Source organism: Arenibacter aquaticus (genome assembly GCF_003957295.1).
GTDB lineage: Bacteria > Bacteroidota > Bacteroidia > Flavobacteriales > Flavobacteriaceae > Arenibacter > Arenibacter aquaticus.
Genome location: NZ_RQPJ01000021.1, coordinates 668,854 through 695,361 on the forward strand (window position 1 = coordinate 668,854; position 26,508 = coordinate 695,361).

The following is a 26,508-nucleotide window of genomic DNA, read 5'->3' on the forward strand; positions in this document are numbered from 1 at the left end:
TTTATTCTGGAACAATTTACACAAAAACAAAGATTACCCACTTAGTAATGTTATAATTATACTGTTTGTTTCATTAGCAGTTTAACTTTTGCCAAGGCCTGCTCTATATCAAATATGAGATCTTCTACCTCTTCTATTCCTACTGAAAAGCGAATTAAACCATCTGAAATACCCTGTCTTGAGCGTTCTTCAGGTCCTAATAGTGCATGTGAGGTCAATGCTGGCGACAGCACTGTGCTTTCTACTCCAGCCAAACTCATGGCCGGTCTAATTAATTGTAAGGATTTCTGGAAGGTTGAAGCATCCAAATCCGAATTTAATTCAAAGGACAACATCCCTCCATAACCTTTCATTTGTCTCTTGGCAATTTCATGATCAGGGTGTGTGGGCAGTCCCGGATAATAGACGGCAGAAATATCCTCATGTTCGTATAAATACTCCGCCATTTGCTGTGCATTTTCATTTTGCGCCCTTACCCTAACGCCTAAGGTTTTTATACTCCTCTCCAGTAGCCAAACGGTATAATCACTTAAGCTGCCTCCAAGATTTTTGGCTAAATGAAAAATACGCTCTATGTTTTTCTCAGTAGTAGCAACTGCTCCAGCACAAATGTCAGAGTGTCCCCCTAAATATTTTGTGGCGCTATGGATAACCACATCTACACCATCATCAATGGGATTTTGATTTACTGGACTCGCAAAAGTATTATCTATCATGGAAATGATCCCATGCTTTTTTGCCACGGCTGCCACAGCCTGTATATCTGTAATGTTCAATAAGGGATTGGAAGGGGTCTCAATATATATGACCTTGGTATTTTCCTGGATCTTTTCTTCAAAATCCTTGGCTTGGAATCCATTGGTAAAAGAATAACTAATCCCATATTTTTCAAATTCTTCCACTACCAAATTATAGGTACCGCCATAAAGTATTTTCTGTAGAACAATATGGTCGCCCGCCTTTAGAAAAGCCAAAAGGGCCGTACTGATAGCGGCCATACCACTACCAAATATCAAACCTGCTTCGGCATGTTCCAAAGCGGCAATTTTTTTTGCCAAGCCTACCTGGTTGGGTGTATTAAAGTATCTGGGGTAGCGTTTTACGTCTATATCTTCAAAAGCATATGCCGTACCCATATATAATGGGGAAACTGCACCTTTAAATTCTTTATCCTCTAATTGCCCTGTATGTGTACAAGTGGTATTAAGGCCTTTCTTCTGCTGTTTCATCCTATGGTTTTATAGTGTCACTTAAAAATATCCATAAAGTTACAAAAATAGACTCTTTCCATATTTCTTTGGCCGTGCATTTTACCATGGTTTATATGGATAACTGACTCCCGGGCCAATGTAGGGCCTTATTTAATTGCAAACACCCTGTACAACAGCATTATAGTTTATTTTATGTAAAATTTCTTGTATCGCCAATAACTAACCACTCCCAGTACAAGTACGCCAAACACTGTATAATAAATAAAGGTAGGTGTAATAACCTGAGCCCCACTGGCATAACTATGTAGCCCCACCAGATAGAAGTTTACACCAAAGTAGGTCATCATAATACTGGCAAAAGCTATAATACTGGCAAAGTTAAATATCCACTTTCCGCGTAACCCAGGAATCAATCGCATATGCACAACAAAGGCGTAAACCATTATGGATACCAATGCCCAAGTCTCCTTAGGATCCCAGCCCCAATATCGTCCCCAGCTTTCATTTGCCCACTGACCTCCCAAGAAATTACCAATGGTGAGCATTACCAAACCTACAGTCAAGGACAGCTCATTAATAATAGTAAGTTCCTTAATATTGTGGTCCATTTTTTCCTTGTTCTTCCCATTGGTCAAAATAATCAACAGCAGGCTTACTACTCCTAGGATCATTCCTACTGTAAGAGGACCATAACTACCAACAATAACAGCGGTATGGATCATTAGCCAATAGCTGTCCAATACTGGTACCAAATTAGCAATAGAGGGGTCTACCCAATTTAAATGGGCTATGGTAAGTAGCATACAGGTAACAAAGGTTGCTGCCGCTACCGTTAAATTACTTCTTTTACTGAACAATAGTCCCATTCCCAAAGTGGCCCAACCCACGAACAAAATGCTCTCATAGGCGTCACTCCACGGGGCATGCCCGGAAATATACCATCTAAGGAGCAATCCGGCCGTATGCAATGCAAAAAAGATATAGACCAAGACCTTTAAGGCGCCTATAGTGATTCTTAATGCCTTTCTATCCTTTAAGATCTGGAAGACCAAGAGGACAAACATCAATAGGCCCACAACACCGTAGTATTTATAAAGTCGGTTAAAAATATCTGCTTTGTTGTAAAATATTTCTGCTTCTATTTTATTCTCAGAAGGCAGTACCTCACTTCCATGATTTTCTTGGTTCTTTTTAAAAGCTGCCAGTAATTTATCGGCCTCGGAATAGTCTCCACTTTTCACAGCTTTCTCTAAACTCATTAAGTAAAAGGGAACCGCATTTTTAACAAAGTTGGCATAAAGGGAATCGGAGATCTGATATTGTCCGCCCCTGTATTCTATGGCAGAGATCCATTTGTTGTTTTCGTCGTTCAACAGTGGGAATATCTTCACTATTTCACCACTCAGAGCCTTGTTTAGCAGCACCAACCTTAAATCTACCCCTTTAAAATCTTTTTGAAACTGATTGGGGGTACTGGCGGCATAAGCTTCTTTGAGATATGGAGTCAATTTGTATTGCCCTTTTTCATCGAAAAAGTCAGTTGCCTTTACATATTTTTTACCCTTTTCTATTCCTATGATCTTTCTAAGGCTATCGTTTTGGGAATTTTTTACTAAAGCAATAAACTCGGCATTGTACCATGCGGCAGGGTTTAACATCATGGACAGGAATACCTGGTCCGAATTGAAATCTGAAAATTTATCCTTAAGGCTTAATTTTCGTAATAATTCCGATGAAAAGGTATTAATAGGCTTCATCCTCCCCCCTTCATCCTGTATCACCAACTTGGCAAATTTGGCGGCATGTTCCTTGGATGGGGTAATAGCGTGCAACAAAGAATCTATCTGTTCTTGTGTAGGCATATTACTATGGGCATGGTCGTTATTTTCTGTATTTTCCTGTGCCATTAGGCTTAAACTGGAAACCAGCAAAAATAATACGGTCAATTTTTCCCTTTTCTTTTGCAATTTATCCAGGGCCGCGCCCAAGTCCCTAAAACGTGTCTTACCAAAAAACATAATTCCCATGAGTCCCGCATATAATAAGAAATACCCAATATAGGTAATCCATGTGCCCCAGAAATCGTGATTTACAGACAAAACGGTCCCTTTTTCATCTGGGTGAAAACTGGCCTGAAAAAAACGGTACCCCTTATGGTCCAGCACGTGATTCATGTATATATCGTAATCAAATGAACGGTCATCCTCTACCGTAACCTTACTCATAAAAGAAGCGTAGCTATTTTCGGTGCCAGGATATTTCTCTGCTATAAAATCGTTTAATTTAATACCAAAAGGCAAGGTGTAAACCTTTGAACCGTAACAAAGATTAAAATCCAATCCCCCAACCTGAAATTCACCAGAAAAGTTAGCTAACCCCTTTGCTCCCAACAACTTCTTTCTCACTGTTTCACCATTACTGCTAACATCTACGATAAGGGCATCCTGATCATTTTCTGTCTTCTCGTTTTCAGGAATGGCCACTACACCATACGACCCCTTAACAACCGGTTCCGGTATTACAAATTGCATACCTGCCATGGTGTATAACGATCTTAATTGTAATGGCTGAAGGCTATCTTTGACCAGTTCTCCCTGGAACTGATCGGCCATTCTCATAAATTGACCGTCGAAGGGCGATTTAATTTGATAGGTGCCATCTGATTCCACTATATTAATAGCGCCCTCAGTTATATTGTTTAGGGAGAACAGTACATTGTGTATACTGGTCACTTCCCCACTCTCCAAATAATGGTCATGACGTTGTCCGTCACCTGCCTCTACTATTTTTAAGTATGTTTTTCCGTTGGGATCTTCAATTAATCCCTCCTTGGCCCCCTCTATAAAGCCTACATAGGAGATGGTAAAGGGCTGTCCATTAAAATCCGAGTTCCATGGCAGATTGGATTTCATGGCCTCCGGTGTAACCAGAATATCATCCTCCAAAATTTTACGTTTGGGCTCATTGTTTATTTCACCATCCACATAAACCGTAAGGAATGTTTTGTCCGAATAAAAAATATTCTCTGTATTTCCTTCCCTTATGGGCATCATGCCTTCAAAACTGATGTATCTTGTAACAAATGCACCAACGATAATCAATACCCAGGACAGATGTAATAACAATACGGCCCATTTTTCCTTTCTCAAAAGTTTATACCTAGAAATATTCCCTATAAAATTGATCACAAAAAAGAGCATGATAGCTTCAAACCAAGTGGCATTATAAATCCAAATCCTTGCTGTTTCGGTACTGTACCAACTTTCAATAAAGGTTCCAAAAGCCATGGCAGTAGCAAAAACAACAAATAAAACAGCGGTTAGACGGGTAGAAAAGAAAATCTTTTTAAAGAGTTCAATCATTTTGGCAAGAAAGGTTTGTTTTAAGCAGGCAAAAATACATCTTTAAAAGTGTTTAAAGATTAAATCTTTTGTTAATTGAGAAGTTAAATCCATATTTTTTTTATCAATTAGTAATAAATTGTCCCCTAAATATTCAATACCCCATTTGGATGATCTTTTATGTACATTGGTTACATTTTTTTTTATAAGGAGAATATGTTTATGAAATAATTAGGTTTTAGAGTCTGTTATGAATTCTATTTGAAGATGAACTTAGTCTCGTGATAAAAGCTATAACATATCCTTTATTAAAAAACATCTGTACCATAGCCTTGAAAATTTTATTTAATATTTACATTTGAATATGATATCTATTGTAATTGTGGGTACGGGCAATGTAGCCAAACATTTGTTCCGTGCTTTTGTTGGAATTAAGGAAATAGAAGTGGTCCAAGTTATAGGGCGGACGGCAACGAAACTTTTACATTTTTCGGAAATAGTACCGGTTAGCGTTGATTTTACAAAAATTGTGGAAGCTGACCTATACCTTATGGCTGTAAGTGACAATGCCATCCCGGAAGTATCACACCTTTTAAAAAACAAAAAAGGTTTGGTAGTCCATACTTCGGGTGGTGTTTCCATAACGGCCATGGGCGATTTGGAAAGAAAGGGTGTATTTTATCCTTTGCAAAGCTTTAGCGCGGAGAAGGATATTGATTTTAAAACTGTGCCAATATGCATAGAGGCTCAAAACGATAAAGACCTGCTATTACTCAACCAATTGGGGAAATACCTATCTCAGGAAGTTCAGGTAATTTCATCGGAACAAAGGAAAACCATTCACTTGGCAGCTGTATATGTCAACAATTTCACCAATCATTTGTTTCAAATAGGCCATGAAATCTGTTCGGAAAACAATATTCCTTTTTCCATTTTAACTCCTCTAATTAAGGAAACTGTCAATAAGTTGGATTATTTATTGCCCTCTGAGGCACAGACCGGTCCGGCCAAAAGAAAAGATACCAAAACAATGGAAATACATTTAAAGCAATTAAAAGACAAAAATTATAAGGATATTTACAGCTTGTTAAGCAAATCGATCAGTGAAAAATATGGATAAAAGTTATAAAGAGCAGTTGCACAATATTTCTACCTTTGTTTTTGATGTGGATGGGGTTTTGACCGATGGCACTGTAGTGGTTACCACCGAAGGGGAAATGTTGAGGACCATGAATGTTAAGGACGGCTACGCCATTAAAGTGGCAATTAAACAAGGCTATAACGTTTGTATTATTTCTGGAGGCACCAATGAGGGGGTCCGACTTCGTTTACGGGGCTTGGGGGTGACCGATATACATATGGGCGCCCACCATAAAATTGACCCATTTGACGAGTATATGGATGTCTATAATATTGACCCTAAAAATGTACTGTACATGGGCGATGATATCCCTGACATTCCCCCTATGAAACTGGTGGGAATCCCTAGTTGTCCACAAAACGCTGTGCCAGAGGTGAAGAATGTGTGTAAATATATTTCCCATAAAAAGGGTGGAGACGGCTGTGTTAGGGATGTTATAGAACAAGTATTGAAAGTTAGGGGGCATTGGGCCGACAACTTTAGCGCCAAGAACGATTAGTGCCATGCTGTTACAGAAATTGAAGGAATATAAGATAATCCTAGCTTCGGCATCACCTAGAAGAAAACAGTTTTTCAAGGAAATGGGTATGGATTGTACCATACGTCCCATACAGCTTGATGAAGTGTATCCGGATACCCTACGGGCATCCCAAATATCGGACTACCTTGCCAAATTAAAAGCCGATGCCTATATGTATCCTTTAGAGAAAAAGGAGATTTTGGTCACTTCAGATACAGTAGTTTGGCATAACAATGAATCCCTGGCAAAACCAGCGGATGAAAATGAGGCCTTTAGCATGTTGCATACCCTTTCCAACGATGAGCATGAGGTGATTACCTCGGTTTGTTTTACGGCCTTGGGCAAACAAAAAATTGTACATCATAGTACAAAGGTTACCTATAAGGATCTTAGCGATGACGAAATATGGTATTATATTAAAAATTACAATCCATATGACAAGGCAGGTGGCTATGGTATTCAGGATTGGATAGGTTTAATTGGGATAACAGAAATACAAGGATCATACACTAATGTTGTGGGATTGCCCACCCAATTGGTATACAAAACGTTAATGGATATGGTTGATTAGCTTATTTTGAATAATTTTATCTAAAATCATTTCCCATGGGACAATTTAAATCATATAATGCCCTTTATCTTTTATTTTTTCTACTATTCATCGTTTCTTGTAGGCAGGGCAAGGAAAATACCGAGAACACATCTTTAGTGGCCAATGATATGGAGGTCTATCCCAATAAAACCTCCAATAAACCGTTATCGCCAGAGTTTAAGGAATACTGGTATGCCGGGAAGGCAGAGATCACCTCCTATACTTTAGAACAGGCCCGTTATGGGGAAATACGTGATGGACAAGCGGTATTGATTTATGTTACCGAACCCTTTTTGGCCAATAAGCAGGTAAAGGCAGATGAGTCGCACCCAAGCAATGTCTCCGTTCTAAAGCTGAATAGCACTAAAAAGTTCCTAACGGGAATATACCCATATGCTATAATGAACAGTAGTTTTTATCCGGTTTCGGACCAGCAACATGCTATTAAGCTGTCTACTTCCGTACAGGAATGGTGTGGCCAAGTATTCACCCAATTGAACAACAGGAAGCAGTTTGAAATAAATTCATTTTCCTACTTTGAAAGTGAAGGGGATAGATTTTTTAAACTGGATAAGGCGTATTTGGAAAATGAAATTTGGAACAAAATTAGAATTAACCCCAACAACCTACCTGTTGGAGCGATTTCAATGATACCTTCCTTGGAATATATACGGCTTTCCCACAAGGATTTAAAAGCGTATGCAGCGGAGGCCAAGTTGGACACTAAAGATAAACTTAGCACCTACTCCATAACATATCCCGAATTAAAAAGGACTTTATCTATTAATTTTAATAGTTCTTTTCCTTACGAAATTGATAACTGGACCGAAAGTTACCCCAGTGGATCGGGCGCCAATTCGCAAATGCTTACCACACGGGCAAATAAAATAAAGACATTAAAACGGGCCTATTGGAAGGAAAATAGTAACAGTGATGTGTTTTTGCGGGACAGTTTAGGATTATAGATATATGGATATATTTCTTTTGGAATTTAAGGAGGAGCTTTGGGGAACGGCAATTTGTTTGCTAGTATTTATGATTTTAAAATTCATAGGTACCAAAGCCATAAAGAAGGTAGGAAAAATAAGCGATATTAATGAGGTTCGTACCCGACTTATAATTAAGTACTCCGCTATAGGCCTTTTTGCCTTCGCAGTAGTAGCATTAATATTAATATGGGGGGTAGATATAAAGGATATTGGTCTGGTATTCTCCTCTATTTTTGCGGTTATTGGGGTTGCGCTGTTTGCCCAATGGTCCATTCTTAGTAATATAACCGCCGGAGTTATTTTATTTTTTTCCTTTCCATTTAAAATTGGTGATAAAATTAGAATTATGGACAAGGAGATGGAGTTGCCCAATGAAGTGTACCTTATAGAGGATATCAGGGCCTTTCATATCCACCTAAGAAGGAAGAACGGAGAACTTTTTACCTACCCCAATAATATGATGTTACAGAAGGCGGTTGCTTTGGCACAAACCTTTGAAAATCCACATGATAACTCCGATGCCCTTTAAGTTGTTAAAGTAGTTGTAAAAATTACTGTTCGGGTTGATATATTTTTATCTTTGAGAACCAACTAAAACAAAATTATATGCGCCTTCTTTGGGTATTCTTCACAGGAATACTGCTGTCCTGTAACCTTATTTTTTCCCAGGCACCCAAGAAAAACTCTTCTTCGGATATTTATCATTCCATTCAAAAACTAAATTTTTTGGGTACGGCCCTATATATAGCGGCACATCCCGATGATGAAAACACAAGGCTTATTTCTTATCTTTCCAATGAAGTGAAGGCCAAAACAGCCTATTTATCCTTAACCCGTGGCGATGGTGGCCAAAATTTAATTGGTCCGGAGTTAAGGGAGCTTTTGGGGGTGCTGCGAACTCAAGAACTGCTAGCTGCAAGGCGAATGGACGGTGGGGAACAATATTTCTCCAGGGCCAATGACTTTGGCTATTCCAAGCATCCTAATGAAACCCTTAAGATTTGGAACAAGGAGGAAGTGCTTAGTGATGTAATATGGATTATCCGCAATTTGAAGCCAGATATCATTATTAATAGGTTTGATCATAGAACCCCTGGTACTACCCATGGTCACCACACCTCTTCGGCAATGTTAAGTTACGAGGCCTTTGATTTGGCCAATAACCCCAAAATATATCCGGAGCAATTAAACAGTACGGAGGTTTGGCAACCAAAAAGATTGTTTTTTAATACCTCATGGTGGTTTTACGGCAGTGAGGAGAAATTCCTTAAAGCCGATAAGTCCAACTTAATGGGATTGGACGTTGGTGTATATTATCCCTTACGAGGTCTATCCAATAATGAAATAGCCTCAATGGCCAGTAGCCAACACCTTTGCCAAGGTTTTGGTAGGCTAACCACACGAGGAAGTGAGCAGGAGTACATAGAGCTTTTAAAAGGTGAAATGCCAGAGGACAAAACGAACGTTTTTGATGGTATAAATACCACCTGGTCCCGTATTGAAGGAGGTGAGAGCATTGGGGAAATATTGGTGGATATTGAAGATAATTTCAATTTTACTGACCCTTCCATGCACCTACCACAACTGTTGGAGGCCTACAAGGCCTTAATGAAGCTAAAGGACAGTCACTGGAAATCCATCAAATTAAAGGAATTAAAAGATATCATTCAGTCGGTCTGTGGTCTATATCTAGAGGCCACTGCTTCCGATTCCAACATGTATCCTGGTGGAACGGTAACAATAAATATAGAAGCTCTTAACAGAAGTTCTGCTATAATAGAGCTTAAAAATATCACAATTGCACAGGATGTAAAGGAAGGTCTGCCTATTGTTCTGGAAGAAAACAAAAAAGAACTCCTTAAGCTAAAGTTACCAATTCCTGTGAATACGGGCTATACCAGTCCTTATTGGCTAAATAAAAAAGGAAGTATAGGGATGTACCAGGTAGAGGACCAACAGTTGATTGGCAAACCAGAGACTCCCCATGCCTTTGAGGTTACTTTTCTCATGGAGTTTAATGGTATTCCCGTGAAAATTAAAAAACCCGTTGTATACCGCTATTCCAAACCTGATAAAGGGGAACGCTATCAACCTTTTGAAATTCTTCCAGAAGCAACTGCAAGTTTAAAGGATAAGGTGATAATATTTTCATCCCCAGAGCCTAAATTAATTCCGGTTACTGTTAAGGCATTAAAAGACAATGTAAAGGGCAGTCTGCAACTTGGATATGAAAATGGCTGGAAAGTAGATAAAGCTTCAAAACCTTTTGAAATTGAGAAAAAAGGCGATCAACAAATTATCTATTTTAAGCTAACCCCTCCCTCCCATGAAGATGAGAGTTATATTTCACCGATTATAAAAATAGGTGACAATGAAATTTCCAAGCAGTTGGTAGAGATAACTTATGACCACATACCAAAACAGTCTGTTCTACTGCCCTCGGAAGCAAAAGTGGTGAGGTTGAATATTGCCAAATCTGGAGAGAATATTGGGTACATAAATGGTGCTGGCGACAAAATCCCTGAAAGTTTAAATCAGATTGGATATACAGTCAGTACAATAGATCCCAACACCATACAGCAGGGCTCCTTAAGTAAATACGATGCCATAGTAGTAGGTATTAGGGCCTACAACGTAGTGGATGAATTAAAATTTAAACAACGTTATTTATTGGATTACGTTAAGAATGGTGGCAATTTAATTATCCAGTATAATACAGCAGGAAGAAGAGGCTTTCATATGGAAGATCTGGCCCCCTACCCTTTGACAGTTTCACGTGACAGAGTAACCGATGAGACCTCGAAGGTAAGCATCATAAACCCGTCGCACCCCTTGGTGAACTACCCCAATAAAATAACAGCAAAGGATTTTGAAGGCTGGGTACAGGAACGTGGACTGTACTTTCCTAATAAGTGGTCCAAAGATTTTACTCCAATACTATCTATGAACGATGAAGGTGAGCGGGCATTACATGGTAGCTTGTTGGTTGCCCCCTATGGCAAGGGAAATTATATATATACAGGCTTAAGTTTCTTTAGGGAATTACCTGCAGGGGTAACAGGTGCATATAGGCTATTCGCAAATATGCTTTCCATGAAACAGGAGAATCAGAAGTAAAAAAACATGATTATGTGCGAAAAATTTATTTGGAAAAAAGAATATACCTTGGTATTGCTCCTCAATGTAATCTATATTATTATTTTTTATTTCATAATGACAGCAAATAGTTAATATGGCAAGCATAGATTGGATCATACTAATAGGAACCCTTATATTTATAGTTAGCTACGGGGTTTGGAGGACCAGAGGGAGCAAAGACGTAAAAGATTATGTTCTTGGTGGCCATGATGCTAAGTGGTGGACCATTGGACTGTCGGTAATGGCAACCCAAGCAAGTGCCATTACTTTCCTGTCCACACCGGGACAGGCCTTCCATGATGGAATGGGATTTGTGCAATTCTATTTTGGACTTCCTCTAGCCATGATTTTCATCTGTATTGTGTTCATTCCTATTTACCATAAATTAAATGTATACACCGCTTATGAATTCTTGGAAAACCGCTTTGATTTAAAAACCAGAACCTTGGCGGCCTTACTTTTCTTAATTCAACGTGGTCTGGCCGCAGGTATAACCATTTTTGCACCATCAATAATACTATCTGCCGTTTTGGGATGGGATTTAAAGACCTTAAATATTTTAATAGGAATTCTGGTGATCATATATACAGTTTCTGGTGGTACAAAAGCAGTTAGTGTTACCCATAAACAGCAAATGTTTATTATTATGACCGGAATGTTTATTGCATTCTTCTTTATCCTGGGGTATTTACCAGAGGATATTACCTTTAGTAAAGCCTTAAAAATTGCCGGAGCTAGTGAAAAACTCAATATACTTGACTTTAGTTTCAATACTACCAGTAGGTATACTTTTTGGAGCGGGATTACAGGGGGACTCTTTCTTGCACTGGCCTATTTTGGCACTGACCAGAGTCAGGTTCAGCGGTATCTTTCGGGAAAAACGGTCCGTGAAAGTCAACTGGGATTAATATTCAACGGACTGCTAAAAATACCAATGCAATTTTTTATTTTGTTGGTAGGGGTAATGGTCTTCATTTTCTTTCAGTTCAATCACTCTCCCTTGAACTTTAATCCGTCTGCGACCAATGCTATTCTTGAATCTTCCTATGCCGAAGATTATAAAATATTGGAAGAGGAACAATTATTATTGGAGGCCGAGAAGCGAATGGCGCAAAATAAATTTTCCACTGCCTTGGACCTAAAGGAATACGGTGCTATTGAAGTAGCCAAGCAACAGATCATAAATATCAACGAAAAGGATAAAAACAATAGGCAAGCGGCACAGGCATTGATTTCCATGGCCGATGACAGCGTAGAAACCAATGATAAGGATTACGTTTTTATTCATTTTATACTGCATTTCTTACCCAAAGGTTTAATTGGTCTGTTGCTTGCGGTAATTTTGTCTGCGGCTATGTCCTCTACGGCCTCAGAATTAAATGCCTTGGGCACAGTTACCTCCTTGGATATCTATAAGCGTCATAAAAAGGGAGAATTTACCCAAGCCCATTATGTAAAGGTTTCCAAACTATTTACTTTGCTTTGGGGTGGTATTGCCATTCTTATTGCTTGTGTTGCGGACTTATTTGATAATTTAATACAATTGGTCAACATTATAGGCTCTATATTCTATGGCAACGTACTTGGTATTTTTTTAATAGCCTTCTTTTTAAAATATATAAAAGGTAATGCCGTATTTGTTGCTGCGCTAATAACCCAGTGTATTGTAATAATTGGATGGAGTTACGATTGGATGTCCTATCTATGGTTAAATGCTTTTGGGTGTACGCTTATTATACTATTGGCTACGATATTGGAAGGTTTTGACCGCCTACTTAACAATCCTCCTATAGAGCCTTAGAGCCTGTAGTAACTACAAACAGCATATGTTAAATAAGTTTTTAACCTAGTGAATCTTCAATGTTTCAGCGGTGTAATTTTCTGTTTGCAAATTTCCGGTATTTAGGTAAATCTATTCTTATTTGACAATCTGCTAATATTTAGGGGTTATTTATGGGATTATTTATATATTTAACATTATGTTGTGATCTAATTAGTATTTTACATTGTTAAATATTGCTGTTTTCTTAACCCAATAATCTATGACCACAAGAAAATATACAATCAAGGATATTGCTAATTTGGCGGGTGTATCCAAGGGCACGGTAGATAGGGTTTTGCATAAACGGGGTAAAGTATCCAGAAAGGCATTTGAACAGGTAGACAAGGTTCTAAAAGAAATAGATTACAAACCCAATCCCATAGCAAGGAACCTGAGAACCAACAAAATTTATAACATTCATGTTGTGCTGCCAGACCCTAGTATAGACCCTTATTGGCTTCCAACTGAAGAGGGAATCAATATGGCATTAAAAAGGTATAGTTCCTTTGGAATTGTTATCCATAAATATCTGTACAACCCCAATGACATATCTACCTTTCTTCTACAAACCGAAAAAGCTATACAGTCATCACCAGATGTATTGTTAATGGCCCCAATTTTTGAAAGTGAATCCCAAGAGGTATTTGAGAAGTGCTTTAATAACAATATAAAAGTTGTGGTTTTTAATAATCATATAAACACCACCCTTTCAGAACAAATATTTATTGGTCAAGACCTTAAGCAAAGTGGCCGGGTGGCAGCGAGTCTTATGGAAAAGATAAGCAAAAAGAACGATTCTGTTGCCATTGTCCACATTAACAAGGAACCTCATATGCAATTAAAGGAGGATGGGTTTGTAGAATATTTTAAGGAAAAAAAAGAAGGTCGGACTTGTGTTATTTCTAAAAATTTAAATTCTACGAAAAATGCTTGCTTTGTTGAGGAGGTCAGGATATTTTCAGAAATGAACCCCCAAATTAGCAATTGGTTTGTTACCAACTCCAAGGCCCATTTATTGGTTGAGGCGTTAGAAATAGTAAAGAAGAAGGATTATAATATAATTGGTTATGATCTATTGCCAAAAAATATTAGATGTTTAAAAGAAGGCAAAATAGCATTCCTAATTCACCAAAAGCCCAAAAGACAGGCTTTTTTAGGCATCAGCTATCTGGCCGAGCATTTTTTATTTGGTAAAAATATCCCCTCAAGAGAATTTCTTCCTATAGATGTAATCACCACTGAGAACCTTCATTATTACATTTAATTCTTATTTAAAATATTTCTAAATTTTTAACAAAAACCTTACTTATTCTAAGGTTTTAACACATGTGTTCGAACACATTATAGTGTAATTAGTTTGTATAATAGAAAATTTAGCTTAATTTCACAATTAACTAATTTTTAACAAACAACTAATTTATTAACTCTAACAATTTTATTATGGTTAAAAAACTGCTATTATTTTTTGTTCTGGTTCTTGGGGCGTATCCCTTGCTAGCGCAAAATAAGACTGTAACCGGAACGGTAACCGATGCTACAGACGGATCCCCCCTACCTGGTGTAAACGTACTGGTACAGGGAACCACTACGGGAACACAGACCGATTTTGACGGAAACTATTCCATTGAGGCATCTAGTGGAGATGTACTTGTCTTTTCTTTTATAGGTATGAAAACACGGTCTGTAACCGTTGGTGCATCCAATACCGTTAATGTATCCATGGAAGAGGATGCGGAACAACTTGGTGAAGTTGTTGTTACTGCCTTGGGTATTAAAAGGGAGGAAAAAACACTGACCTATGCACAGCAGACCGTTAAGGCAGATGAGTTGACAGCGACTAGGGATCCTAATTTCATGAACAGTATATCCGGTAAAGCTGCCGGTGTTGAAATTAAGAAAAGTAGTTCTGGTGCTGGTGGATCTACCAAGATCGTACTTAGGGGAAATAAATCCCTAAGTGGAGATAGCTCACCATTATTTGTGATTGATGGTATTCCAATGGCGAACAACAAAGGAAGTCAACCAGGAATGTGGGGAGGAGTTGATGCCGGTGACGGACTTTCAGCTATTAATCCAGATGATATTGAGAGTATCAGTATCCTTAAGGGTTCTAACGCTGCTGTACTATATGGTAGTCAAGGTGCTAACGGGGTGGTTGTGATAACCACTAAACAAGGTAAGTCGGGCAAAACTACCGTTAGCTTAAATTCGGGTTATACCTTTGAACACTATCTTGAGCTGCCAGATTTACAGTTTAAATACGGCGCTATTGGTAATGCCAAGGAAAGCTGGTCCACGACTCCCGGTGACTATCAAAGCAGTTATGTAGAAGAATTTTTCCAAACAGGACATAACTTCAATAATACCGTTACCATAAGTGGTGGTAATGATAAGACTACAGCTTATTTCTCTTACGGTAATATAACAGCTTCCGGTATAACCCCCGAAAATAAATACCAAAAGAATAACTTTACCTTCAAGCAATCTACCAAGATGTTCAATGATAAGGTAAAAGTTACATCCAGTGTTATTATGGCTTTAGAGGAAACAAAAAATAGATTGCCTGCTGGATACTACCTAAACCCATTAACAGGTTTATATATGTTTCCAAGACAGAGAAATTTTTATGATTACAAAAACAATTACGAAATTTTTGACAATGACAGAAACTTGTATGCACAGAACTGGTTTGTTGTAGATCACCATCAATCCAATCCTTATTGGATAATTAACAAAGAGCCTAAAACTGATGAGAATAAAAGGGTGATTGGAAGTTTGAGCCTTGAATATGATATAACTGAAAAACTTAAATTACAAGTTAGAGGTAACTATGATTATGCAGTAAAAACTTTTGAACAACAACATGCTGCCACATCAAACTCCACAAACGTGCATCCTAAAGGTGCTTGGGATTACAGAAAGTACGATGACCAATTGGCCTATACCGATGCTATTCTTAGCTACAATACCGATTTAAGTGAAAACTTTAGTTTAAACGGAGTATTGGGAGCAAGTTATCAGAAAACGGTTTACGGGGATGGTGTAAGCGTAAATACAGGTACCATAGGTTTACTTTATCCTAATGAGTTCAATTTTCAAAACTTACCAACCAATGTACAGGTAAGTTCAACCTATGACGGATCGGTTATTAAACAAGGTGCATTTGCCAACCTTCAATTAGGGTATAAGGAAATGTTGTTCTTAGATCTTTCGGGAAGAAATGACTGGGCATCAACCTTAGCGCTAACGGGAAATGACTCTTATTTTTATCCTTCTGTTGGTTTAACCGGTATTATTAGTGAAATGTTCACTATGCCAGAAGCTGTTAGTTTTGGTAAATTAAGGGCTTCTTATACCCAAGTAGGTAACGAAGTGCCTTTTAATAGGATCAATCCACAAAATACTATTGCTAATAATGGTGGTGTAAATAGGAATACAATAAAACCATTTTTGGATGCCAAACCCGAAATCATTACAAGTTTGGAATTTGGTGCTGATTGGAGATTTTTTCAAAACAGATTGGGGTTAGACATTACCTATTATAGTCTTACCAGTAAAGATCAATTTATTCAAATACCTTTGTTACAGTCCGAATCTGAGGGTGGCTATACCACTAAGTTCATCAACGCAGGGGAAATCACCAATAAAGGTTGGGAAATTACACTTAGCGCTACTCCTATACAAACAGAGGATTTTCAATGGGTTACTGCATTTAACTTTACCAATAATACCAATGAGATTGTTGATATAGGACCTGATGATGACAAAGTAATCAATCTTGGATCCTCGGAAGGTTATCAATCCAAACTGGTTGAAGGTGGAGCCTTCAATGACCTTTATGTACTTAAATTCCTAAGGAATGACCAAGGTCAAATCTTATTTGACGATGGAAAACCATTAAGAACAGCCACTACGGAGCTTGTAGGTAATTTGGATCCTGATTGGACACTAGGTTGGAACAACAATTTTAGTTATAAGAGATTTACGTTGGGTATGCAAATAAATGGTAAATTTGGAGGTAATGTATTTAGCCAAACAGAATCCATGTTGGACGGTGCCGGAGTTTCCCAAAGAACAGCTGATGCAAGGGATGCTGGAGGTGTTACTGTTAACGGTGTAGATCAGACCTCTGGAGCTGCTGTAACAACCGTGGATGCAGAAACTTGGTTTAGGGCCGTAGGTGATAGAAATGGTGTTGGAGAGGCCTATGTTTATGACCGTACCAATATTAGAGTTAACCAACTTTCTTTGGGTTACAATATTGATGTGTCAAAATTAGGATTACCAATATCTGCGGCATCTTTGTCATTCATTGGAAACAATTTGTTCTACCTCTACAAAGATGCTCCTTTTGATCCAGAATTGGCAATGAGTACCAATCAAAATGCTCAGGGATTGGATAACTTTAATCTTCCTTCAACAGGAACTTATGGATTTAATCTAAAAGTAACATTCTAATTTATAAAAGATGAAAAAGTTAATATATCTAATTACATTGGTCATTGCCTTTAGTGGGTGTACCAACGATTTTGAAGAAACAAATACCAATCCATATCAAATATCCGGTGAATCATTAAAGCAGGATTTTAATCATGTCGGGGCTTTTTATTCCTCTATGCTGAGCCAAATATTTGGTAACCAGGTAGATCATAACCTGACCAATGTTACATTTGCGCAGCATTTGGCCACTCCTACCCCATTTGTTGGCGGTGTAAACAACACTACCTACTATATCCGCTGGAACGGTTACTGGGCCAGGGAATATAACAACGTTATGGCTCCAGCCAAACAAGTGATAGATATTGCCGCAGCTGATGGATATGACGTATTCGTAGAGTGGGCCAATTTAATTAGAATTGTATCCATGTCTAGGGTTACAACCTATTATGGACCAATTCTATATACTAATTATGGTTCCACAGAAAGCGCACTTTATGATAGTGAAGAAACACTTTATAATGCATTTTTTAGTGATCTTGATAGAATCATTTCTGTTTTCAGTGCCAATACAGATTATGTAGGTCTTAATAATTTTGATGCGAGTTACGGTGGTGATGTTAGTAAATGGGCCAGATATGCTAATTCGTTGAGATTACAATTGGCTATGCGTATCTCTAAAGTAGCCCCTGAATTGGCTAAAGCGCAGGGTGAGAAAGCTATGGCAGATCCCGTAGGGCTTATAGAGACCAATGCTGACAATTTTAATATCTCTTTATACGGCCAAAAATTTCACCCAGCCCAAATATGCTTTGAGTGGGGAGATACTAGGATGAGTGCAACTATGGAATCTATTTTGATAGGTTACAAAGACAACCGTATAGCACCGTTCTTTGATCCTGTAGATGATTTGTCTTTAGTAGCGGATCACCCAGAATGGCCTTATAAAGGTATCCGAAACGGTGCCGAATTGGTTGCCAAAGATGACCGACTGAGCTTTTCTACTATCGACGAATCCTTTAATGATCCCTCAAAGGTTACTAAACGTAAGGTAATGAGTGCGGACGAAGTTTTCTTTATTAAAGCCGAAGCTGCTTTAAGGGGATGGACTGGGGCTGGAGATGCACAGGCAAATTATGAAGCAGGTGTTAGGGCTTCCTTTGAATTATGGGGAGCAGGTGGTGTAGATGCCTACTTGGCCGATAACACAAGTTTACCAATAGATTATAATGATCCGGTTGCAGAAGGAGCGGTTAACGATTTTACAAACCAGATAACCACTACTGTTGCATGGGATGAGGCTGCGAGCAATGAAGTTAAATTGGAGAAAATTATTACCCAAAAATGGATCGCTGCCTACACCAACGAAATGGAAGCTTGGGTAGACTACAGGAGAACAGGCTATCCTAAGCTACCTCCAGTTTATCAAAATAGTAGTAATTCAGATTGGGGGGTAATCCCAGATGGAGAAGCTATTAAAAGAATGCCGTTTGTAAATACAGAACGTGAAGGTAATGCCGCAGGTGTCGCGGATGCCACTGCCAAATTGGGAGGACCGGACGAAATTGGAACCAGACTTTGGTGGGATACCGGCGGACCAAACTTTTAATGTTTAAAATTTAATAATATTTAAGAGAAAACCTGTGACTTAAAAATCACAGGTTTTTTTAATTTGATTAAGCTATAAACAATTCTTATAAGTTAATTTAAATGTCTACCAATTCTTTTATATCCCATCAATTATTGTGGTGAATCCGTAGAATTAATTAACTTACCTTTTATAATTATGACCATTGTATCATAAGCTTTTGGTTTTAAAATATAATTTCTGAAATCGAGCCTGTGTTGATAAATTCTTTATTTATATGATTCAAAATATTACCAAAATATACCTTCTGGCCACAACACTATTTATTTTTTCTTGCCAGGATGTAGATCAAAGCAAGATGTTCTCCCTGATGCCTAGTAACCAAACAGGAATCACCTTTAAACCTATTTTACAAGAAACGGAAGAATTTAATATTTTAACTTATGGTTATATTTATAATGGTGGTGGAGTAAGCGCTGGAGATATTAACAATGATGGTCTTACAGACCTTTATTTTACCGCCAGCATGGTAGGAAGCAGGCTATATATCAATAAAGGGAATTTTAAATTTGAAGAGATAGCACAAAAGGCAGGCGTATTTGCCGAAGGTTTGTGGAATACAGGAACCACCATGGCCGATGTTAATGGAGATGGTTTTTTGGATATTTATGTCTGTAGATCGGCTGCCAAGGACGACTATAAAAGAAAGAACTTGTTATTCATTAATAACGGCGACTTAACCTTTACAGAAAAAGCGGCAGAATACGGCATTGATGACAGTGGCTATTCAACCCAAGGTGCTTTTTTTGATTATGACAAGGACGGAGATCTTGATTTATTTGTAGTGAATCATTCTTCACAGGAATATTCCAGTTTTAGACAAATTTCAAATAACCTTAAGCGCCAAAGGAATCCTGCCTATGAGGACCGACTTTATAGGAACGATAACGGAAAATTTGTGAATGTAAGTGATTCTGCCGGACTTGTTTCAAATGTCTTGGGTTTTGGACTGGGTATCGCCGTTTCGGATATGAATAATGATAATTGGCCAGATATTTATATTTCGAACGACTTTAAGGAACAGGACTACTTATACATCAATAACCAAGATGGTACGTTTACGGAAAGTCTAGAAGAATATATTGGACACACATCACATTTTTCCATGGGTTCGGATGTGGCGGATATTAATAATGACGGGTATCCGGAGATTATGACTTTGGATATGCTTCCGGAAAATAATTACCGTATAAAGATGGTTTCGGGTCCAGATAATTATGATAAAAATAGTTTCCTTGAAAAATCCGGATTCTATTATCAGTCCATGAGAAATATGATGCACTTGAACAACCAGGGGAAATCTTTTTCCGAAATTGGACAGTTTGCTGGTATTTCCAATACCGACTGGAGTTGGGCTTCACTTTTTACGGATTTGGATAATGATGGTTTTAAGGATTTATTTATTACCAATGGGGTAAAAAGAGACTATACAAACATGGATTTTATGAACTATGCCGTTCAGGAAAAAATCAATGAAAATAAAACCGGTGTAGAAATGGCCATTACCGATCTATTGGAGAATATGCCCGCTACTATAGAAGAAAATTATACCTATCACAATAACGGAGACCTTACTTTTACTAAAGTAAATGAAGACTGGGGGCTAAACCAAAAATCGCTTTCCAATGGGGCCTTATATGCCGATCTGGACAATGACGGAGATCTGGATCTTGTGGTCAATAATATAGATGAACACCCCTTTGTTTACAGAAACAATAGTGAACTACATACCAGCAACACGCACTTAAAGATCAATTTAAAGGGAGAAGGCCATAACACCTATGGTATAGGTGCTAAAGTAATTTTAACCATAGGAGATAAAATATTAATGCAGGAACTAATGCCTACAAGGGGCTTCCAATCTTCTGTAGATTTTAATTTAATTTTTGGTCTTGGGGATGCGGTGTCCGTAGATCAACTTAAAATTATTTGGCCTAATGGCAAAGTACAGGTTTTAAACGATGTAAAGGCCAATCAAACTATTACCCTAAATCAAAAGGAGGCCGTTTTATTGGAACACAGTTCCGATGTCATTGTCGGAAAAACCTTTTTTACGGACATATCAATAGATAGTCTTATCCCCTACCGTCATAATGAGAATACTTACAACGATTTTAAGCGGGAACAATTGCTCCCCCATAAATTATCTACCCAAGGCCCAACAATTACTAAAGCGGACATAAATAATGACGGACTTGAGGATATCTATATCGGTGGTGCCAAAGGAAGTGAGGGCCGAATGTTTAAGCAAACGTCTTCAGGCAGATTTGTGCCTATAAATGAAAAGTTATTTAATACTGACAAGGATTCAGAAGATATAGGATGCCTTTTCTTTGACGCGGACAACGATAATGATATGGATTTATACGTGGTAAGCGGAGGAAACGATTTTGAAGAAGATTCAAGTGAACTACAGGACAGGCTCTACATAAATGACGGAAGAGGCAATTATACCATTAATGCCAGTGCCCTACCAGAAATGTTAACTAGTGGTTCTTGTGTCAAGGCCGGTGATATAGATGGCGATGGGGATCTAGACCTTTTTGTTGGGGGCAGATTGGTGCCAGGAAAATATCCTACTTCCCCTAGAAGCTATATTTTGGAGAATAACGGAAAAGGTAAATTTAATGATATTACTGCTGGTATCAATCCGGAATTGGAATACCCCGGCATGGTAACCGATGCCATTTGGACCAACCTTAATGGTGATGAACATATTGATCTTATTCTTGTGGGAGAATGGACAAAAATCCGAACATTTATAAATGTAGACGGTAAATTAAAAGAACTAGACATCAATAATGGTCTAGAAAATTCCGAAGGATGGTGGAACAGCATTGAGCAGGGTGATTTTGACAAGGATGGGGACTTGGATTATATAATTGGAAATTTTGGTAGAAATTCCCAGTTAAAAACTTCCACATCAGAACCGGTAAGGTTGTATACCAAGGATTTTGATAATAATGGCTCCTTAGATCCCATAATGAGCTATTATAATATGGGAGAAGAATTTCCAGTACTGTCAAAGGATGATATGGTAGGACAATTAAGCGGGCTCAAAGGAAAATATATAAATTATTCCGACTACGCCTCAGCGAAAATTACGGATGTTTTTAGCGCTGAGGAATTAAATGGAGCCACGGTTTTAGAAGCCAAAAATTTTGATACCAGTTATATGGAAAACCTAGGTAATGGAAAATTTAAACTCGCTCCTTTGGCCGTGGTAACACAGTTTTCACCTATTTACGGAATCTGGTCCGAAGACATTAACGCTGATGGTCATGAAGACATCATTTTAGGGGGTAATTTCTTTGGGACCAGGGTTAAATTTGGAAGATATGACGCCAATAAAGGTTTGGTTTTATGGGGTGACGGAAAAGGAAATTTTAAACCTTCAACAGTAATGGAAAGTGGCTTAAATATAGACGGAGAAATAAGGGATATCACCAAAATTACCTTAGCCGATAAATCAGAAGTAATGTTGTTCGTAAGAAACAATGATAGCATTGCTATGTATAAAATAGAATAAACTAAACAATAGAAATGTGAAATTAAGGAGTATCAGCTTAGTAATGGCTCTGGGATTATATCTCGGAACTATGGCCCAAGTGCCATCTCTGACCATCAAAGAAGAAGTAATGTCGCTAAAGACTTATAACTTCAATAAACCCAACCCCGTCCCTATCCTTACCGACAATGCGAAAATTTTTCCGTATTTCAAATTTGAAGAATACGAACATGTGGCAAAGAAGAAAAATTGGAAGGTAGTTACCTTGGAAAATGACTATATAAAGGTATTTGTACTTCCGGAAATAGGTGGAAAAGTATGGGGGGCCATAGAAAAAAGTACAGGTGAAGAATTTCTCTATAAAAACGAGGTGGTCAAGTTTAGAAACATCGCTATGCGTGGTCCATGGACTTCTGGAGGGATAGAATTCAATTTTGGACTCATAGGCCATCACCCCTCTACTGCCACTCCTGTAGATTATAAGGTAATTTCCAATGCGGATGGCAGCGTTAGCTGTGTGGTGGGCAATATGGATCTGCCTTCCCGTACTGTATGGAGGGTAGAAATAAAATTGGAAGAAGATAAGGCCTATTTTGAGACCAACGCTTCATGGTACAATGCCTCTCCCCTAAACCAATCCTATTACAATTGGATGACCGCTGCTGCAGTAGTTTCGGATGACCTTGAGTTTATATATCCAGGAAATCAATTCTTGGAACATGGTGGGGACGCCAAACCTTGGCCCATAGATTCAGAAGGACGGGATTTATCCCTTTATAAGAACAATAATTTTGGAGGGGATGTCTCTGAACATGTGGTAGGCGATTTTAAAGATTTTTTTGGAGGCTATTACCACAACAAGGAGTTTGGTTTTGGACATTGGGCTCCCTATGATGAGATGCCGGGACAGAAACTGTGGCTATGGTCCCAGGCCAGATCTGGTGGAATATGGGAAGACCTGCTTACGGACCATGACGGACAGTATATGGAATTTCAAGCCGGTAGACTTTTTAATCAGTATTTCCCAGGTGATACCAATCCCATTTCACAAGCCAATTTTGAACCCTATGTCATGGATAGATGGCGGGAAATTTGGTTTCCTTTCAAAGAAATTGGCGGAATGGTTGATGCAAACGAAAATGGGGTTCTTAATGTAAAGGAATCAGATAATGGACTATACATAGGGATCAATGCTTTACAAAACCTTAAGGATACCTTACAAGTAGAGATCAATGGTAAAGAAATTTTTACAGAAGCCCTCGATTTAGCCCCCATGGAATTATTTTCCAAGCTACTCCCAAAACAGCCCAAGGGCGAAATTGTGGTAAAAGTAGGCAATAGCAAACTACATTATACCAACAATAATAAAGGGTCTCTCCTAAAAAGACCATTTAAGGACGACGAAAATATTGTTGTTTCGGAGAATGCAAAATTATATCATGAAGGTTGGGAGGCATTAAAATTCAGGGATTACGCACTGGCATCGGAGAAATTAAAACAACTCCTTGACCGGGAACCTGCCCATCAGGGCGCTTTACTGAAATTAGCTGAATTGGAGTACCGGTCAACCAATTACAGTACTGCATTAATATATGTCAACAAGGTTTTAAAACAGGATACCTATCTCCCTGAGGCCAATTATTTGGCGGGAATTATTTATAGGTCACAGAAAGACTATATCAATGCCTTGGAATCATTTGGTTGGGCGGCAAGAAGTATGCAATTTAGATCGGTCTCTTTTGCGCAAATGGCCGAAGTATATCTTTTGCAGAATAATTTTAAGAAGGCAGAACTATATACTCAAAAGGCATTGGACTATAACCTTTATAACATAAATGCCAAACAAATACAATTACTACTTGCCAGAAAGATGAGCGACAAATCTGAATTTGATAGGGCCTACAACGCTCTACTTACAGCGGATCCCCTTAATCATTTTGCCCTTATTGAGTCGCAATTAATTAATAATGATCTCCCTCTATCGGTTCCTAATACCATTAAAAATGAATTTCCTAACGAAACCATTTTGGAACTAGCGATATATTATCAAGGTCTTGGCCTTACCAAAGAGGCGTTGGAAGTACTGGAATTGGCAACAAATGATGTAAAAGCAGATTTATGGAAATCCTATTTGCTAAGAGAGTCCAATTCCACCCGAAGCCAGCAACTCCTAACACAAGTACTAAAATCCCCTATCGACTTTGTGTACCCCTATAGAGCAGAAACTACAGCTGTTTTGGAATGGGCGCATTCTAGGGATCAAGATTGGAAGCTTACATATTATTTGGCTCAAAACTATATTGCCATTGGACAATATGATAGTGGCTTACAGCTATTACAAGATTGTGGCATGGAACCCGATTCCCACATATTCTATAGGTTTAGGGCGAAGATGCTGAATGATAACAATTACCCCAAAAAAGAAAATGATTATTTAAAGGCGCTACAGTATAAGGCCGATGACTGGAAGATATGGGAAGAAACAATACAGTTTTATTTGGACCATGACCATACGGATAAGGCCTATAAAATGGCAGGAAAGGCATATAGGACCTTTTCCCCTAATGCCAATATTGGTTTAATTTATACTAAGGCAGCACTACTTGTAGACGAATATAAAAAGACCATAGAGGTTTTAAACAATATTCAAATCCTGCCTTTTGAGCATGCCTCAGAAAGCAAACATATCTTTACGCAGGCCCATATTCTATTGGCATTGAAAAATATAGAACACAAAAGATACGCCAAAGCCATAACCCTCTTGGAGACCTCCAAGCAATGGCCAGAAAACCTAGGAGTGGGCAAACCCCATACTGTAGATGAAAGAATGCAGGACTATCTGCTTGCCCATTGCTATGAACTACTTAATGATCCAGATAAAAAGAAAGAATTGTTAGGCAATATTATTTCAAGGCTCCAGAAAGGCAACACCTATGGTTCCAATGATCTTTATAGGCTGTTGTCCCTAAAAAAGATGGGGAGGGAAACAGATTTAGTTCAACTGCAGGAAAAATTGTCAACTGCTGCAGCAAAAGGAAACGAGGAAGCTGAATGGGTACTTTCGTTATTTAAAAAAGACTATAACATTCCTTTAAAAACCAAGTCGGGTTTAAAACGTAGCGTGTGGAAAATTTTACAGGCAAGCAGTAAGTTATAGTAATAATGTAGTGTATACTATGTTCTGCTCGTACTTAAAATTTGATTTAAAACAAAAAAAGCTCACTAAACAGTGAGCTTTTTTATTATTTAAAAAACGAAGTCTACATTGCCCCCCATTCTTTTAAGGAGTCTTTGTTCATCTTTATATAATCATCATTACCTGCAGCTTCTGCAGCAGCCAAAGACTTTTTGGCCGTAGCAATGGCTTGCTTTTTATCGCCTGCTTTGGCATAGATCAAAGATTGTTGTCTTAATTGCCAAAATGCTGGCTTATCGGTCATGCTCATAGCCTTGTCCATCCATTCCTTGGCTTTGTTAATATCCTTTCCGGAATTCATATAATAAACAGCTGCAGCGTAATAGTCGTTCGCCGTGGGACCGTTCATTATTCTTTCAATACCCGTCATGACGGTTTTATCTGTTGGCACGCTGAATTTCACGCCCACATAGGATTTTTCCCAAAGCATCCCCAAGGTTGCTGAATCGGCAGAGAGGTCATCGATAGTTATGGTAAAGGTTTCTACTGGCATATCCATGGAATACACCTGAGCAGTAGTCTTTGCGGCTACCTTAGTCTCATCCCAATCCGAAGGCGTTCCTCCTCCATTGGTATCGGTATAGAAAAATACCTCCCAAGAAGAGGTTCCCGGTTTTGTAAAAATAGCATAGGAACCAGCTTTAAGTTCCTGATCACCTATCATTACATCATCACTAAAGGTTATTTTTGTTCTGGCATTGGCCCCTGTACGCCATAATTTATCATAGGGAACCAAGTCCCCAAATATAGTTCTACCTCGCATAGATGGTCTTGAATATTCAACCGTTACATCGGTCAACCCTACCTTTTGTATCAAGGTAGATGCCGGACTCGGTGCCGGTGTTGAGATCTGGGACTGTACTCCAAAGGATACAGCGATCATAATTACAAATAGAGCTAATTTTTTCATGTTGATATGTGTTTTATTTATTTAAGCTAAATTACGGATTAATAGTGTAATTAGG

Annotated in this window: 15 protein-coding genes; 12 read left to right on the forward strand and 3 right to left on the reverse strand. The window is 38.4% G+C overall.

Features of this window, described 5'->3' with window-relative positions:
• Positions 1 to 56: 56 nt before the first annotated feature.
• Positions 57 to 1,229, reverse strand: a complete 1,173-nt coding sequence (locus tag EHW67_RS18650) for a trans-sulfuration enzyme family protein (RefSeq protein ID WP_126163895.1) — start codon at positions 1,227 to 1,229, stop codon at positions 57 to 59.
• Between the two features lie 167 nt (positions 1,230 to 1,396).
• Positions 1,397 to 4,573 carry a cytochrome c biogenesis protein CcsA gene (ccsA, locus tag EHW67_RS18655; protein ID WP_126163896.1) on the reverse strand — a complete coding sequence of 1,059 codons (3,177 nt, stop codon included), beginning with the start codon at positions 4,571 to 4,573 and terminating at the stop codon, positions 1,397 to 1,399.
• A 343-nt stretch (positions 4,574 to 4,916) separates the two neighbouring features.
• Here ccsA and EHW67_RS18660 point away from each other — a divergent pair, with 343 nt between their 5' ends.
• The 12 genes from EHW67_RS18660 to EHW67_RS18715 all read left to right on the forward strand — a co-directional run bounded on the left by EHW67_RS18660 (position 4,917) and on the right by EHW67_RS18715 (position 25,504).
• Positions 4,917 to 5,672 (forward strand): Rossmann-like and DUF2520 domain-containing protein, encoded by a 756-nt coding sequence (locus tag EHW67_RS18660; protein ID WP_126163897.1) that lies wholly within the window; start codon positions 4,917 to 4,919, stop codon positions 5,670 to 5,672.
• Complete coding sequence (locus EHW67_RS18665; RefSeq protein ID WP_126163898.1) at positions 5,665 to 6,192, forward strand: KdsC family phosphatase; 528 nt, start codon at positions 5,665 to 5,667, stop codon at positions 6,190 to 6,192. Before EHW67_RS18660 ends, EHW67_RS18665 begins: the two co-directional genes overlap by 8 nt.
• Positions 6,193 to 6,196: 4 nt before the next feature.
• A complete protein-coding gene (locus EHW67_RS18670) occupies positions 6,197 to 6,784 on the forward strand; it encodes a Maf family nucleotide pyrophosphatase (protein ID WP_126163899.1) in 588 nt (195 codons plus the stop codon).
• A 35-nt stretch (positions 6,785 to 6,819) separates the two neighbouring features.
• On the forward strand, positions 6,820 to 7,770 hold the full coding sequence (locus EHW67_RS18675; protein WP_126163900.1) for a septum formation inhibitor Maf: 951 nt from the start codon (positions 6,820 to 6,822) through the stop codon (positions 7,768 to 7,770).
• Positions 7,771 to 7,774: 4 nt separating this feature from the next.
• Complete coding sequence (locus EHW67_RS18680; RefSeq protein ID WP_126163901.1) at positions 7,775 to 8,323, forward strand: mechanosensitive ion channel domain-containing protein; 549 nt, start codon at positions 7,775 to 7,777, stop codon at positions 8,321 to 8,323.
• Positions 8,324 to 8,400: 77 nt separating this feature from the next.
• Complete coding sequence (locus EHW67_RS18685; protein ID WP_126163902.1) at positions 8,401 to 10,911, forward strand: PIG-L family deacetylase; 2,511 nt, start codon at positions 8,401 to 8,403, stop codon at positions 10,909 to 10,911.
• A gap of 115 nt (positions 10,912 to 11,026) precedes the next feature.
• Positions 11,027 to 12,733, forward strand: a complete 1,707-nt coding sequence (locus tag EHW67_RS18690; protein WP_126163903.1) for a sodium:solute symporter — start codon at positions 11,027 to 11,029, stop codon at positions 12,731 to 12,733.
• A gap of 241 nt (positions 12,734 to 12,974) precedes the next feature.
• Entirely contained in the window at positions 12,975 to 14,018 is a 1,044-nt protein-coding gene (locus EHW67_RS18695) for a LacI family DNA-binding transcriptional regulator (protein ID WP_126163904.1), read from the forward strand.
• Between the two features lie 176 nt (positions 14,019 to 14,194).
• Positions 14,195 to 17,212: a SusC/RagA family TonB-linked outer membrane protein gene (locus EHW67_RS18700; protein WP_126163905.1), complete on the forward strand. Its 3,018-nt coding sequence runs from the start codon at positions 14,195 to 14,197 to the stop codon at positions 17,210 to 17,212.
• A 10-nt stretch (positions 17,213 to 17,222) separates the two neighbouring features.
• A complete protein-coding gene (locus EHW67_RS18705) occupies positions 17,223 to 18,800 on the forward strand; it encodes a SusD/RagB family nutrient-binding outer membrane lipoprotein (protein WP_126163906.1) in 1,578 nt (525 codons plus the stop codon).
• 256 nt (positions 18,801 to 19,056) lie between these two features.
• The gene (locus EHW67_RS18710) at positions 19,057 to 22,368 is read left to right on the forward strand and encodes a VCBS repeat-containing protein (protein ID WP_126163907.1); all 3,312 of its coding nucleotides are present in this window, start codon (positions 19,057 to 19,059) and stop codon (positions 22,366 to 22,368) included.
• A 16-nt stretch (positions 22,369 to 22,384) separates the two neighbouring features.
• Positions 22,385 to 25,504, forward strand: a complete 3,120-nt coding sequence (locus tag EHW67_RS18715) for a DUF5107 domain-containing protein (RefSeq protein WP_126163908.1) — start codon at positions 22,385 to 22,387, stop codon at positions 25,502 to 25,504.
• Positions 25,505 to 25,607: 103 nt separating this feature from the next.
• Here EHW67_RS18715 and EHW67_RS18720 read toward each other — a convergent pair whose 3' ends face one another.
• Positions 25,608 to 26,453, reverse strand: coding sequence for a DUF2911 domain-containing protein (locus EHW67_RS18720; protein ID WP_126163909.1), 846 nt, complete (start codon positions 26,451 to 26,453; stop codon positions 25,608 to 25,610).
• Positions 26,454 to 26,508: the final 55 nt, after the last annotated feature.